This window comes from Streptomyces sp. NA02950, from assembly GCF_013364155.1.
GTDB lineage: Bacteria > Actinomycetota > Actinomycetes > Streptomycetales > Streptomycetaceae > Streptomyces.
The window spans coordinates 474702-488202 of the sequence record NZ_CP054916.1; the positions used below are offsets into that span (position 1 = coordinate 474702).

Sequence of the window (13501 nt, forward strand, 5' to 3'; positions counted from 1 at the left end):
CCCAGAGCAGGGGATTCACTCCCCCTGCCCAAGCGGTGGACCGTGGAGCGAACCTATCGGTGGCTGACGTTCCACGACGACCTCTCATCGGCGCGAGCAGAGCACAGGGCACCCGGTCACCCCTCACGACCGAGGGCATGCACGGCCCCGACTGCGTCGGCGCTTGTTGTGCGGGACGCACAACAAGCGCCGACGCAGTCGTCTCGCACGCCCATGGGCCCGCGCCAGGGAGCGTTCGTAGTCTCTGGCATCACCGCTTCCGAACACGCGCTGCGACTAAGGAGCCCACATGCGCTTTGCGCTGCTGCCCGACTTGCGGGCGCAGGACGCCCCCGACGCCTTGTGCATCGCCGACGACACGGTGTCCTTGAGCAATGCCGAATTCCTGACACGAGTCCGCGCGGCGGCGGCGTCCCTGCGGCGGCGCGGGATCAGGAGCGGCGATGTGGTGGCGGTGATGCTGCCCAACCGCGTCGATCTCGTGGTCGCGCTCTTCGCGGCCTGGCGGCTCGGCGCTGCGGTGACACCGGTGAACCCGGCGCTGACCGCCACCGAGGCCGCGTACCAGATCGCCGATTCCGCCGCGCGGGTCGTCATCCGTCCGGATGAAACGCCGCCGGATCCGGACGACGCACCGGGTACGGACGGCGGGCCGGGCCTGGGCGCGGACCGCGTCGGCACCGACGAACTCCTCCGCGGCGTGGAGGAGTCCGCCGACCTCGCCGCCCCGGCCGACGACACGCGCGACGATGCCGATGCCACGGCGCTGCTGATCTACACCAGCGGCACCACCGGGCGGCCCAAGGGTGTCATCCTCTCCCACGCCAATCTGTCCGCGATGGCCACGATGATGATCGAGACATCACGGCTGCGCGAGGACGAGCACAGCCTGCTGGTCCTCCCCCTCTTCCACGTCAACGGCATCGTCGTCGGTGTCCTGTCACCGCTGCTCGTGGGGGGCCGGGTCACCATCGCCGGGCGCTTCAAGGCGGAGACGTTCTTCCGGACCGTGGAGGCGGTGCGGCCCACCTGTTTCTCGGCCGTGCCCGCGATCTACGCGATGCTGGCGGCCCTGCCGGAGTCGGAGCGGCCCGACACCTCCTCCGTCCGATTCGCCGCGTGCGGTGCGGCGCCGATGCCGGCCGAGCTCATCGAGAGGATCGAGGGCCGGTACGGCTTCCCGGTCCTGGAAGGGTACGGGCTGTCGGAAGGCACCTGTGCCTCGACGGTGAACCCCATCGACGGGCCGCGCAAACCGGGGACGGTCGGCCTGCCGATGCCCGGCCAGGACGTCGCCGTGATGGACGCGTCCGGTCGGCTGCTGCCGCCGGGGTCCACCGGTGAAGTGGTCGTGCGAGGCCCCAATGTGATGCGCGGTTACCTCAACCGGCCCGAGGAGACGGCCCGTACGGTCATCGACGGATGGCTGCACACCGGCGACGTCGGCCGGTTCGACGAGGACGGCTATCTGGTGCTCGTCGACCGCATCAAGGACGTGATCATCCGCGGTGGGGAGAACATCTACCCCAAGGAGATCGAGTCGGTCCTCCATGGCCACCCGGAGGTGTTCGAAGCGGCCGTGGTCGGGGGCGCACACCCGGTGTTCGGCGAAGTGCCCGTCGCGTTCGTCTCTCTGCGGGCGGACGCGACCGTCACCCCGGAGGAGCTGGTCGAGCACTGCCGCCGTGTGCTGGCCCGGCACAAGCTCCCGGAGCGCGTCATCACGCTGGAGCACCTCCCCAAAAACCCGGTCGGCAAGATCGACAAGCCCACGCTCCGCACCCAGGTCACCTCCTCCCCCTCCCCGGCCGCCTGAGCCGGTCGTTCCCTCCTCCCCCGCCGCACCGGCGAGAAGGGCAGGCCCATCATGGGATTCCGCACGCCGAATCTGGCCGACGTCCATATGAAGGAATGGCGGTCACGGCCCTATCTTCAACGCATCCGCCCGCTCGCGCAGCACTGGGCCGAGAACGGCTTCGGCACACCGGGCGCGGTGTATGTGCTCTACCTCGTGAAGATCGCGGTCTATGTACTCGGCGGTATCGCGGTCACCGCGGCCACGCCGGGGCTCGGGTCCGTGGGCGATTTCGCGTCCTGGTGGACCGAGCCGATCGCGTACCAGAAGATCGTGGTCTGGACGCTGCTGTACGAAGTGCTCGGGTTCGGCTGTGGCTCCGGACCGCTGACGCTGCGTTTCGCCCCTCCCGTCAGCGCGTTTCTGCACTGGCTCCGGCCCGGTACCGTCCGGCTTCCCCCGTGGCCGAACGCCGTTCCGCTCACTCGCGGGACGCGCCGCACCGTACTCGATGCGGCGCTGTACGGGGCCGTCCTGGCCTCGGCGGTGTGGCTCCTGTGCTCCCCCGGTCAGGCCTCCGGGGAGCACACGGCCGGCCTGATCGATCCCCTGCGCCTCGTCCCGCTGGTGGTCGCGCTGGCGCTGCTGGGGCTGCGGGACAAGACGGTTTTCCTGGCCGCCCGGGCCGAGCACTACGGGCTGACCCTGCTGGTCTTCTGCTTCCCTGTCACCGACATGCTCATCGGGCTCAAGCTGGTCATGCTCGGGCTGTGGTGGGGCGCCGCGACATCCAAGCTGAACCACCACTTCCCCTTCGTCTGCGCCATCATGCTCAGCAACAGCCCGCTCCAGCGCAGCAAGTGGTTCAAGCGCAGGCTCTACCGCCGCTTCCCGGACGATCTGCGCCCCTCCTGGGTGTCCGCTCTCGCGGCGCACGGCGGCACGGTCATCGAGTATTCGGTGCCCCTGGTGCTGCTCTTCTCCCACGGCGGCATCACCACGACCGTCGCGCTGGCCATCATGGTCGTCTTCCACCTGCACATCCTCTCGACCTTCCCGATGGGCGTGCCGCTCGAGTGGAACATCTTCTTCATCTACTCCGCACTGTTCCTCTTCGGCCACTATGCCGGGGTCGGAGTGTCCGGGCTCGAGTCCCCGCTGCTCGCAGCGCTGCTTGTGGTCTGCCTGGTAGGAGTTCCGGCCCTGGGCAACGTGAAGCCGCACCTGGTGTCGTTCCTCCCCTCGATGCGTTATTACGCGGGGAACTGGGCCACCAGCCTCTGGTGCTTCCGCAAGGGCTCCGAGGCGAAGCTCAACTCCCACATCGTCAAGGCGGCAGGTACGCCGAAGGACCAGCTCACCGGGTTGTACGGAGAGGAGACGACAGAGCTGATGCTGCATCAGGGAATGGCGTGGCGCTCGATGCACACGCACGGCCGGGCGCTGAACGGACTGCTCCCCCGGGCCGTGGACGACATCGCCGAATACGACGTGCGGGACGGGGAATACGTGGCCGGCACCGTCCTCGGCTGGAACTTCGGCGAGGGCCATCTGCACAACGCCCAGCTGCTGCACGCGGTCCAGGAGCGGTGCGGATTCGCGGCAGGCGAACTGCGCGTCATCGTCCTGGAGTCCCAGCCCATCCACCGGCAGCAGCAGCACTATCGCATCCTGGACGCGGCGACCGGTCGGATCGAGGAGGGCCTGGTGGATGTCAGGGAGATGCTGTCGCGGCAGCCCTGGCTCGCCGACGACGATCCGGCGATTCCCGTCCGGAGCGTCGACGGGGACCCGCTCCCGGCGGGCGCCGAGGCGGTGCCCGCCCATGAGTGACGCCATCGTGGTGGGCTCCGGCCCCAACGGGCTGAGCGCCGCCGTCGCCCTGGCGCGGCAGGGTGTGTCCGTTACCGTGCTGGAGGCCGCTGAGGAGATCGGCGGCGGGACCCGGAGCAGTGAGCTCACCGTGCCCGGAGTACTCCACGACCACTGCTCCGCCGTGCACGCGATGGGCATCGCCTCGCCGTATCTGAGCACACTCGGCCTCGAGCGGTACGGACTGGAGTGGGCCTTCCCCGAGGTCGACCTCGCACATCCGCTGGACTCGGGCCGTGCCGGGGTGATGGTCCGCTCCGTGGAGCGGACGGCGGCCGGGCTCGGTCCCGACGGCCCGGCGTGGAGTCGGCTCTTCGGCCCGGTGGCGGCGGGGTTCGACGCCCTGGCCGAGGATTTCCTGGGGCCGCTCGTCCGTGTTCCGGCCCACCCCGTCCACCTCGTGCGCTTCGGGCTGCGGGCCCTCCAGCCCGCCACCGTCCTGGCCCGCCGCTGGCGCACCGAGGAGGCGCGTGCCCTGTTCGCCGGTGTCGCGGCGCACTCCTTCCATCCGCTGACCGGCCCCTTCAGCTCGGCGATCGGGCTGGCGCTGACCACCGCCGGACACCGGTACGGCTGGCCGGTCGTCCGCGGAGGTTCCCGGATGATGGCCGAGGCGCTGGCCGCCCTGCTCAAGGAGCTCGGCGGCACGGTCGAAACAGGCATCACGGTGCGCTCGCTCGATGAGCTGGCCCCCGCACGGACCGTCCTGCTCGATGTCGGGCCGGGCGCCGCCGTGGACATCTGCGGGGACCGCATGCCCGCCCGCGTCCGGCGCGCCTACCGGGGCTACCGCCACGGCCCGGGGGCGTTCAAAATCGATCTGGCCGTCGAGGGAGGGGTGCCGTGGACCAATGCCTCCTGCCGCCGCGCGGGCACGGTGCACCTCGGCGGCACCCTCGAGGAGGTCGTACAGGCCGAACGGGATACCCACGGCGGCCGGATGCCAGAGCGCCCGTTCGTGCTGGTCGCCCAGCAGTACCTCGCCGATCCGGGGCGCTCGTCGGGCGATGTCCATCCCGTGTACGCGTACGCCCACGTCCCGCACGGCTACACGGGCGACGCGACGGACGCCATACTGGACCGGATCGAGCAGTACGCCCCCGGTTTCCGGGAGCGCATCGTGGGCAGGTTCGTCCGCAGTACAACCGAAATGCCACAGTACAACCCGAACTACACCGGCGGAGACATCATCACCGGGGCCAATACGATACGGCAGCTGACACTGCGGCCCCGGGTGGCGCTGGACCCGTACAGCACCGGCGTTCCCGGAGTCTTCCTGTGCTCGGCGGCCACACCACCGGGCCCCGGCACGCACGGGATGGGCGGTTACCACGCGGCGCGGTCCGCTCTGCGGTACCTCGCCCGCTGAGCCGCCGTACCGGCAGGAAGGCCGCCGCGCCGAAAGGACACCGATATGGACGTGCCGACGGATCCCGTCGCCCGGATCGCGGCGGCCGTGCTGCCCCATCGCGACGCGTTCATAGCGGAGCTGGTCGAGGCCACCGAGAAGGAGATCGCAGTCCTCGACCATGACGAGCGGCTGCACAGCCTGCTTCACGCCAGCATCACCGAGAACGTCGTCGCGGGACTGCACGTGCTGAGCAACGGCATCGATCCGCGGACCGTGGACGCGCCGCCGTCGGCCATCTCGTACGCCCGCCACCTCGCCCAGCGCGACGTCCCCATGTCAGCCCTCCTGCGCGCCTACCGGCTGGGAGCGTCCGCCTTCCTGCACAGGGCACTGAGCGAAACCGCGAACCTGCCGGGCCAGAACGGCACGAGCGTGGTCATCTCCCTGATGGACATCTCCGCGGCGTACATCGACCGCGTATCGGAACAGGTCGCCCGGGCGTACGAGGAGGAGCGCGAGCGCTGGGTGAGCAGCAGGGGCGTACTGCGACAGCACTGGGTGACCCAGCTGTTGCAGGACCCCTCGCCCAATCTCACCCAGGCGGAAGCCGCCCTCGGCTACCGGCTGGCCGGCACCCATCTCGCGGTGGAGGGCTGGATGGACCGCTCCAGCGACCCGTACGACGCGATGACCATCCTGGAGCGGTTGAGCACCGTGTTGCGCCGTGTCTTCAAGGCGCGGGAACACCCGCTCGTCGTGCCCACCGACGAGACGGACGTCCGTTTCTGGTTCCCGGTGAAGGCAGGGCTGACCGTGGACGCCGAGACGGTGGCGCTGGAGCTGGTGCGCGCCCGGCTGCCGGTGCGGCTGGCCATCGGCAACCCGCGTCCCGGACTCGACGGCTTCCGCCGCAGCATCCGTGGCGCTTCCCGGGCGAAGACCCTCGCCCTGGCGGCCGGAGACGACGCGCCGCCCGTGGTGTCCTTCGCCGAGGTGGCGCCCGTGGCCTTGCTGGCCGACGAGCCCGGCGAGCTGGCGGACTTCGTCGCCGACACCCTCGGCAGCCTGGTCATCGACGATCCCTGGCGGCAGTCGCTGCGCGAGACCCTGCGCATCTTCCTCGCGACCCATCGCAGTTACGCCGCCACCGCCGAGCTGCTCACGGTCCACCGCAACACCGTCCACTACCGCATCCAGCAGACCGTCGAGAAGTACGGCGTACCGCTGGAGGGCAACACCTTCGAGCTGCAGCTGGCCCTGGCCATCTGCCGCTGGCACGGGTCCACCGTGCTGCGGCGGGCCTCTGGATGAGGGGTCCGGCACGCCGGGCGCCGCGGGCTCGGACGAAGGCGTGTGCCCGGTGGCCGCCTTGCCTACATGAGGCTGTTCCCGCGGGTCCTCGAACCAGCAGATCGCCCCGGCGTCCGCGCAGAACGCGCGATGTCGTGGCCCAGCGGAATCCCGGTGCCGCCGCGCGCAAGGTGGTGTTCCGCCATACCGCCCGTACCGAGCACACGCTCGCTCCCTGGCCCGAAGCCCAGGCCCTCATCGACGGCCTCCCCCATGCCGGAGCACATCTGGTCCTCACCGCCCCGGCCCCCGCTCACTCGACCGGGCCCAGGCGGCGGCAGGACGACCGGATGTGGGCGAAGTCGCCCGGCGTACCGGCACCGGAACCCGGACCGTTTCCGGGCGTCCTTCACCGTCAGCGGCATCACCGCGCAAGGGACACCGGACGACGGCACCCGGCTCGACCCGGCCGATGCGCGCAGGCGTCCGCGCACCGTCGGGCTGTCGCAGCGGCGGCTGCCCACTGTGCCGACAGCCCCTGCGGGACGGCCGGGTCGCCTACGCGAGCCCCCGGCGCTGCCACCGCCCGAGGGAACTGTGCTGCTGTACCGCGCAGTCCCTACCAGCGATGTCCATATCGCTACGTGAAGCGTGTCGTCGAAGGCTGCGGCCGGGCGCGGTCGTGGGTCTCGGCCGAACCCACCCGTGCCGAGTCCTTCCCCGGGTGGCTGGTGCAGCTCCGGGAAAAGCACACCTGCCCCGTCTCACCCGGACCGCCCATCGATCACGATTCGATACGCGCCCTCGTCGTCGCCCTCGGTTCAAGCGCCGGGGGGCCTGTAGTCGACCTGCTTTTTCGTCGCGGCATCGAGATCTTCGGGGCTGAGCAACGGTACGGCCTTGGAGTGCACAGCACCGCTTGACCGTGCCACGATGGAGATAGCGGCCATCGACACGTTATCGGGAATGTCGACGACGACGTACAGATCGTGTTCGCCGAAGGCGAAGTACATCCATTCCAGCGTCCCCCCGCACGACTGGATCTCCCGCTTGACGGCCTCCCTGCGTCCCGTCCCTCCATCGGCGAGCAGCCCCTTGGCACCATCGGCGCTGTAACTGGCCGTCACCAGGTACTTCGGCATGCACATCTCCCACTCACTCGTCGCAGCCGGCACCTGTTCCTTACCGCGCGAGTTGGACGCTGCCGCGAGCACCGTGTGCCCATGCCCCGGATGGCGTATCAACGGACGTGTCTTCAGAGCCGAAGAGGGACGCACCGCCGGGAGCGATGCCCGTGAGACTCCCTGACCCGGACAACCGCGCACCGCCACTTCCCGGCGGCACCCACAGGGGCGGGGCGTTGACCGGACGGTCAGTTGGTTCGGGTGGCGGCCCGGGCTCGCCCGCACCACCCGCTCCGCCACCACCCGGCAGGACCATGGGCGCCGCCGGTCGAGTGCGGCCTCCGTCCCCGCATGAACGTAGGGGGCGCAGATGTGTGGGCGTTCGGGTATGCGGCCCCGCAGCGGTCGGACGCTGTCGTGCGACGTTCAGCTGACCGGCACCCTCGCCGTGGGGTCCGGCTCCATGGCGCCCGACCAGGTGCGGCGCGGCGGGCGGCCGACGAACGTGCCGAAGAGCAGCGCCGCCGCGGTGGCCGCGAGCACCCCCGGCACCATCTCGTAGACGCCCGACTGCAGCGGACCGAGGAGCGGGTCGATGTGCTTCCACAGGAGGACGGTGGCCGCTCCCGTCACGATGCCGGCCATCGCCCCAGCCCGCGTCATGCGCGGCCAGTAGAGCGACAACAGGATCACCGGCCCGAAGGCTGAGCCGAAACCCGCCCAGGCGTAGGCGACGATGTCCAGTACGGCGCCGCCGCTGAGCGCGATGACGTAGGCCACCAGGGCGACGGCCACCACCGTCGCCCGAGCCGCCAGCACCATCGACGCATCAGAGGCCCGCCGGTTGACGAAGGCCCGGTAGAAGTCCTCGGTCAGGGCCATCGCCGAGACCAACAGCTGGCTGTCCGCGGTGGACTTGATCGCGGCGAGCACGCCCACCAGCAGGATGCCGGCGACCCAGGGATTGACCAGTTGGGCGCAGAGCGCGATGAAGACGGTCTCCGGATTCTTCAGCGGCTGGTCGAGCGCGGCGATCCCCACCAGTCCCACGGTCGAGGCGCCCGCCAGACACCCGACCACCCAGGCCACACCGATACGGCGGGCCCGGGGAATCTCGCGGGTGCTGCGGATGCTCATGAAGCGCACCAGGATGTGAGGCTGACCGAAGTAGCCCAGTCCCCAGGCGAGCAGGGAGATCACCGCCACCGCACCGAGCGGCCCGGCGGAGGTCCACTGGCTGCCGTCGAATCCGGCCTGTTCCCCCATGTTCAGCAGGGACGGGGTCTTGCGCGTCAGTACGCCGTGCAGCGCACCGAGTCCGCCCAGCGTCACCATGCCGATCGCCGGGAGTGCCACGGCCGCGCAGAACATCACCGTCGCCTGCACCGAGTGCGTCACACTCACCGCTCGGAAGCCGCCCAGCACGGTGTAGACCACGATCACCGTGGCGAAGACGGTGAGCGCGAAGTCGAAGCCGCCGCCGAAGATGCCCTCGAACAGCACACCCCCTGCCAGGAGTCCGCTCGCCACGTAGACGGTGAAGAAGGCGACGGTGACCGTTGCCGAGACCACGCGAAGCATTCTGCTGCCGTCCTCGAACCGCTCCTCCAGATAGGCCGAGAGGGTCTTCGCGTCACCGGCCAGTTCGGTGTAGGTGCGCAATCGCGGCGCGACCAGGAGCCAGTTGAGATAGGTGCCGACGGCGAGACCGACGGCGATCCACGAGGCGCCGATCCCCGCCGTATAGACGGCGCCGGGCAGTCCCAGGAACAGCCAGCCGGACATATCACTGGCTCCGGCGGACAGGGCCGCCAAGGGCGCACTCAGCCGGCGTCCGCCCAGCGCGAAGTCGGAGAATGTCAACGTGTCCTGATACGTCAGGACACCCACGAACACCATGGTGATCAGGAATATCCCAAACGTGATCATGACGGGTACGATTAAGGGTGTCACCACTGCTCCATGGCTGCTGGTTCTCTTCGAGGACGTAGCGGACGTGTGGCCTGTGGAAGTAGCCGCGGACGATGTGCGGCGGCGCTGGCGCCGGTGGAAGAACTTCGGGCTGTCAGCGGCGCGTTGGGCTTGGTTGTGGGTCGGCTGCGCGTGGGCGGGTTACAGCTTGAGGTCGGCGTTGACCAGCTCATCGAGGTTGTGCTCTGGTAGGTACAACGGCAGGAAGCGCGGATCGATCCGGTCGGCGTGCTCGGACAGCCGGTCACAGACCGCGTGGGAGCAGTGGGCGGATTGACCGTCCACGACGAGGTGTCCCATGCGGCCGAAGTGACCGATGAGCCGTCCCAGGAGCGGCAGATAGTACTCGCGTCGAAGGTCTGCGTGAAGACCACGAAGGGGATGCGTCCCTTGGTGCCGATCGCGGGACCGAGGTCACACGGCTGGGTAGTCCGGGGCCGGCTGCCGTACCGCCTGCTGCTCGGTCTCCGACAGTGCCCGACCAGCGTGGCCACCGCCCGCATCCGCGACGCTTGCTGCGCCGACGGCGACAAGTTCCGTACCCCCCCACCAGTTGGCGGCAGCAGAGCCCCCCGGATCGTTTATGAGGGTGTTTTCACCCGTCCCCGAAGCGAAGCGGGACCAACGCCTCTCCTGGTGCTGCTGCACCGCCTGCTCACGAAGGGATCAGCGGCGTAACGTGAGGCCAGTCGCTGCGGCTGATCGCGGCGACACCGATGTGCCGGATCGGTCCCGGCGCCTTGATCGGACGGTGCGAAGGCCAGGGATCTCCGGGGCGAGCGCGACCGAGGGGATCATCGCCACGCAGGCGGGGCGGGAGCCCGTCTACCGGACCGTCCCCCGGCGGGCCAGGAGGCTTCTCGCCGTTCTCCTTCGACCGCCGCTACGCCATGAGCAACACCCGCGCCAAGGAGCTGGGCTTCCCCTTCTCCCGCACCACCGACTGGCTGCCCGGCGCCGTCGCCGAAGCCTCACCACCGAACCGTCCCTCACCGCCTGCGGAAGCCACCATGCAGTACCGCACCATCGCAGCCACCACCGTCAGCGGCCATCGGCCTGGGCGCCATGCCGCTGTCCGTCGAGCACCGTCCGGACCAGAGGCGGGCCATCGCCACCATCCACGCCGCCCTCGACGCGGGTGTCCCGCTCATCGACACCGCCGACAGCTACCACTGGCACGCCGACGAGGCCGGTCACAACGAGCTGCTGATCGCCCGCGCCCTGGCCGCCCGTTACGGCGGCGACACCTCCGCCATCCTGGTCGCCACCAAGGGCGGCCGCGGCCGCCCCGGCGACGGCAGCTGGACCGTCACCGCCACCCCCGGAACATCTCAAGCGAGCAGCCGAGGCCTCCGCCAAGCGCCTGGCCATCGACGCGATCGGCCTGTACCAGCTGCACAAGCCGGACCCCGCCGTGCCGTGGGCGGAGTCCGTCGGCGCGCTGCGCGAGCTGCTCGACACCGGCACGATCCGCGCCGCCGGCATCTCCAACGTCACCAGTCCGCTGGGTGGCATCTCGCGCAGCTCCCTCGACGGCCCCTGCGGCCCCACCTCGGCCGGCACTGCCTGCCACCGCATTGCGGACGACCGCGGCGTCAGCCCGCAGCAGATCGCCCTGGCATGGCTGCTCGCCCGCTCCCCCGCAGTGATCCCGGTACCGGGAGCCAGCCGCCCGGCCTCCATCACCGACTCGGCCAGGGCCACGGACCTCAAGCTGAGCACGGAGGAGTTGACGCGGCTTGATGGCGCTCTGCCGAGGTGAGTGGGTCACCGGGCGTCGCTTGCCGACCCTGACCGACGGCAGCGGTTGACGGGCCGGTTCGCCACGCCGCCCGGTGACCGCCACTGGCGTGCGGACGCACGGTGTGCGGCCCAGTTCAGGTCCTCGTCGGCGTCGGCTGTGGCGCGCCGATCCGTCGGGGCAAGGCCCTACGCCGTGGGCCACCACGGAGCGGTGGCGTCACGCAGTGTGTTGGTGCCGCAGTGCACCTCGCCCATGCCGATGTGGTACGTGTACCAGTCGTCGACGTAGGACGTGGTGAAGCCCGCCTTCGCGTACACGGAGTGCACGGCCGCGGTGAAGATGTCCCGGCCGCCGATGACCGGGCCCCACTGCTGGGGCGCGAGGTAGCGCGTCGGGCTGAGCAGGACGCCGTTGACCGCGCCGGGGATATAGGCGCTGTTCCGTGAGGCGGCGGCCCGCCGTGTGGCGCCGCCGTCGGTACGGCTGTCGTCACCGCCGAGCTGGCTGAACCGGCGCAGCGTGTCGGGGCCCATGCGCCGCAGTTTGCGGCTGCCGCTGAGATCGCCGCGCTCGGCCCCGTCGCGCGTGTACAGGCCCGGCACCTTGACGATCTCCGCGTCGGTGATGCCGGTCTCGCGCTTGAGGATGTCCAGGTTCGCCTTGATGCGGTCGGCCGCCAGCTTGTTGTCCGCGTGGAACGTGGCATTGGCGAGGACCTGGTCGATGGTCTCCTTGGGCGCCGGGATGTCGGCCGAGCTCGGCACGGAGAACATCTTCTCACCGCCGTGGCCGTCCCGCTTGGCCTTGCGCAGCAGTTCCACGCCGGCCGCCGGGTCGGCGACGCCTACGCGCCAGCCGCGCTCGGTGTCCGCGGGCAGGAACTGGATGAACTCGTCCACGTGCCCGACCGAGAGCCAGGACGTGTCGAGCAGCAGCGGCGCCTGCACGCCCTGGGAGGACAGGAACGTACGCATCGCCTTGGCGGGCTTGGAACCGGTGTCGGCGCGGTAACCCTGGATGATGCGTCCGGCGGGGTAGCTCTTGCCGCCCAGGGTGTACGGCGGGATGGTCTCCAGGTTGCCCATGGAGTTGAGCGTCCACTCCTCGTTGTCGCGTACCCCGCTGACCTGGACCACGCCCACGTCCGGACCGCGCAGCTTCTCGAACAGCTCGCGCCCGGCGTCCCGGTCCGGCTGCGCGGAGCGGATGAGGACGCGCATCATGCGCTGCTTGCCGCCCGGGCCCGGCATGCTCGCGTACGCGGGCTCCACGAAGTCCTGCGCCCAGACGTCGTGGTACGCGGTGAAGGTGGTCAGGGGCTTGCTGATCCCGGCGGCCTTCGCCTGCTCGGCCAGGTCCTTGACGAACTTTCGCCGGGCACGGCCGTAGGCGCCGCCGCCGGACACCTTGGTGACGAGGAGTTCCTCGGCCCGCTGGAGGTGGTGGTGGGTGAGCACGGGGGCGGTGCGCAGCACGACGTCGTCGGAGCGTGACGTGCCGCCGTCGGTGACCGTGAAGCGGACCTTCACCTCTCCGTTCCACTTCCGGGCGTCGCGCACGACGTCGGTCGCCTCGATGCCCAGCTCGACACCGGAGCGCAGCTCCTTCGTGGAGAGCCGGTCGGTGGGCCGCAGCAGGGACCAGCGGCCCTCGCGCTGGATGAAGAGGCGGGACTTCTTGGCGCCGGTGCCGACCGCCTTGACGGTGCCGTGACTGCCCGCCGGGGTCTTGGGCAGCGGCGCGGTCTTGAGCCGAGCCAGGTCGGCGGCGTCGCGCGCGCCGTTCACCTTGGCGTCCGACGCGTCGTTGCACCGGGCCAGCTTGGCGTCCGAAAGCGGCCTGCCCTGTGCGTCCTTGACCGGGCAGCGCTTGGCGTCGTCGTCGACGTTCGGCAGCACGATCGCGCCCCGCCGTGGGGTCCAGGTGTTCTCGCCGTCCGTGTCGGTGGCGCCCTCGACGGAGCCGTCCCGGTTCACATCGGCGCGCAGGTCGGGTACCTGGGGCATGGCCGAGGTACCGGTTTCGGCGACGGCGGTGGCGCCCGTGGACGCAAGGACCCCCGCCATGCCGGTCGCCAGCGCGATGTTCCTCCATCGGTGCGTACGCACAGTTCCCCTCCTTGTTCCCGCGGCCCTCCGGTCAGGTGTGCGAGAGCCGTCGAAGAACAAGAGGGCCACGGAGACCGTCAGGTTGACGCACCGGGAGGAAGATGCGGAAGGAAACAGACGGCGAGAAGGGCGGGTTCGGTGTCTGTGGGTGGAGCATCTGCCTCGCGTCAACTCCCGCGGCAGCAATTCCGCTTCGGCACGCAACCCGGAAGGGAAAGGACACCTCATACCAGTTGGACGGACCCG

The 13501-nt window shown here is 70.2% G+C and carries 8 protein-coding genes and 1 pseudogene; 5 read left to right on the top strand and 4 right to left on the bottom strand.

Going from position 1 to position 13501, the window contains the following annotated elements; all coding sequences use genetic code 11:
• The first annotated feature begins 289 nt into the window (after window positions 1-289).
• Genes HUT19_RS01760 through HUT19_RS01775 form a run of 4 tightly spaced genes read left to right on the top strand, consistent with a single transcriptional unit; the run spans window position 290 to window position 6329 of the window.
• On the top strand, window positions 290-1816 hold the full coding sequence (locus HUT19_RS01760; protein ID WP_176178735.1) for a class I adenylate-forming enzyme family protein: 1527 nt from the start codon (window positions 290-292) through the stop codon (window positions 1814-1816).
• Window positions 1817-1867: 51 nt separating this feature from the next.
• Window positions 1868-3628 carry a DUF3556 domain-containing protein gene (locus HUT19_RS01765; protein WP_176178736.1) on the top strand — a complete coding sequence of 587 codons (1761 nt, stop codon included), beginning with the start codon at window positions 1868-1870 and terminating at the stop codon, window positions 3626-3628.
• Complete coding sequence (locus HUT19_RS01770) at window positions 3621-5036, top strand: NAD(P)/FAD-dependent oxidoreductase (RefSeq protein ID WP_176178737.1); 1416 nt, start codon at window positions 3621-3623, stop codon at window positions 5034-5036. Before HUT19_RS01765 ends, HUT19_RS01770 begins: the two co-directional genes overlap by 8 nt.
• A 45-nt stretch (window positions 5037-5081) precedes the next feature.
• Window positions 5082-6329 (top strand): CdaR family transcriptional regulator, encoded by a 1248-nt coding sequence (locus HUT19_RS01775; RefSeq protein ID WP_176178738.1) that lies wholly within the window; start codon window positions 5082-5084, stop codon window positions 6327-6329.
• Between the two features lie 800 nt (window positions 6330-7129).
• On the opposite strand, the gene HUT19_RS01780 is transcribed toward HUT19_RS01775, so the two are convergent.
• From HUT19_RS01780 to HUT19_RS01790, 3 genes are all read right to left on the bottom strand, one after another.
• The gene (locus HUT19_RS01780; protein ID WP_176178739.1) at window positions 7130-7450 is read right to left on the bottom strand and encodes a GYD domain-containing protein; all 321 of its coding nucleotides are present in this window, start codon (window positions 7448-7450) and stop codon (window positions 7130-7132) included.
• Window positions 7451-7858: 408 nt separating this feature from the next.
• Complete coding sequence (putP, locus tag HUT19_RS01785; protein WP_254885374.1) at window positions 7859-9361, bottom strand: sodium/proline symporter PutP; 1503 nt, start codon at window positions 9359-9361, stop codon at window positions 7859-7861.
• Between the two features lie 183 nt (window positions 9362-9544).
• Window positions 9545-9703, bottom strand: coding sequence for a transposase (locus tag HUT19_RS01790; protein ID WP_176178741.1), 159 nt, complete (start codon window positions 9701-9703; stop codon window positions 9545-9547).
• Window positions 9704-10413: 710 nt separating this feature from the next.
• On the opposite strand from HUT19_RS01790, the pseudogene HUT19_RS01795 reads away from it, so the two are divergent.
• A pseudogene (locus HUT19_RS01795) lies at window positions 10414-11165 on the top strand (aldo/keto reductase).
• A gap of 167 nt (window positions 11166-11332) precedes the next feature.
• Here HUT19_RS01795 and HUT19_RS01800 read toward each other — a convergent pair.
• Window positions 11333-13153, bottom strand: coding sequence for a protein-arginine deiminase domain-containing protein (locus HUT19_RS01800; RefSeq protein ID WP_254886106.1), 1821 nt, complete (start codon window positions 13151-13153; stop codon window positions 11333-11335).
• Window positions 13154-13501 lie beyond the last annotated feature (348 nt).

Excerpts from the sequence above, each read along its gene's own strand:
- HUT19_RS01760 (WP_176178735.1), top strand. The coding sequence starts at position 290 with ATGCGCTTTGCGCTGCTGCCCGACTTGCGGGCGCAGGACGCCCCCGAC.
- HUT19_RS01765 (WP_176178736.1), top strand. The coding sequence starts at position 1,868 with ATGGGATTCCGCACGCCGAATCTGGCCGACGTCCATATGAAGGAATGG.
- HUT19_RS01770 (WP_176178737.1), top strand. The coding sequence starts at position 3,621 with ATGAGTGACGCCATCGTGGTGGGCTCCGGCCCCAACGGGCTGAGCGCC.
- HUT19_RS01775 (WP_176178738.1), top strand. The coding sequence starts at position 5,082 with ATGGACGTGCCGACGGATCCCGTCGCCCGGATCGCGGCGGCCGTGCTG.
- HUT19_RS01780 (WP_176178739.1), bottom strand. The coding sequence starts at position 7,450 with ATGCCGAAGTACCTGGTGACGGCCAGTTACAGCGCCGATGGTGCCAAG.
- putP (WP_254885374.1), bottom strand. The coding sequence starts at position 9,361 with ATGATCACGTTTGGGATATTCCTGATCACCATGGTGTTCGTGGGTGTC.
- HUT19_RS01790 (WP_176178741.1), bottom strand. The coding sequence starts at position 9,703 with ATGGGACACCTCGTCGTGGACGGTCAATCCGCCCACTGCTCCCACGCG.
- HUT19_RS01800 (WP_254886106.1), bottom strand. The coding sequence starts at position 13,153 with ATGCCCCAGGTACCCGACCTGCGCGCCGATGTGAACCGGGACGGCTCC.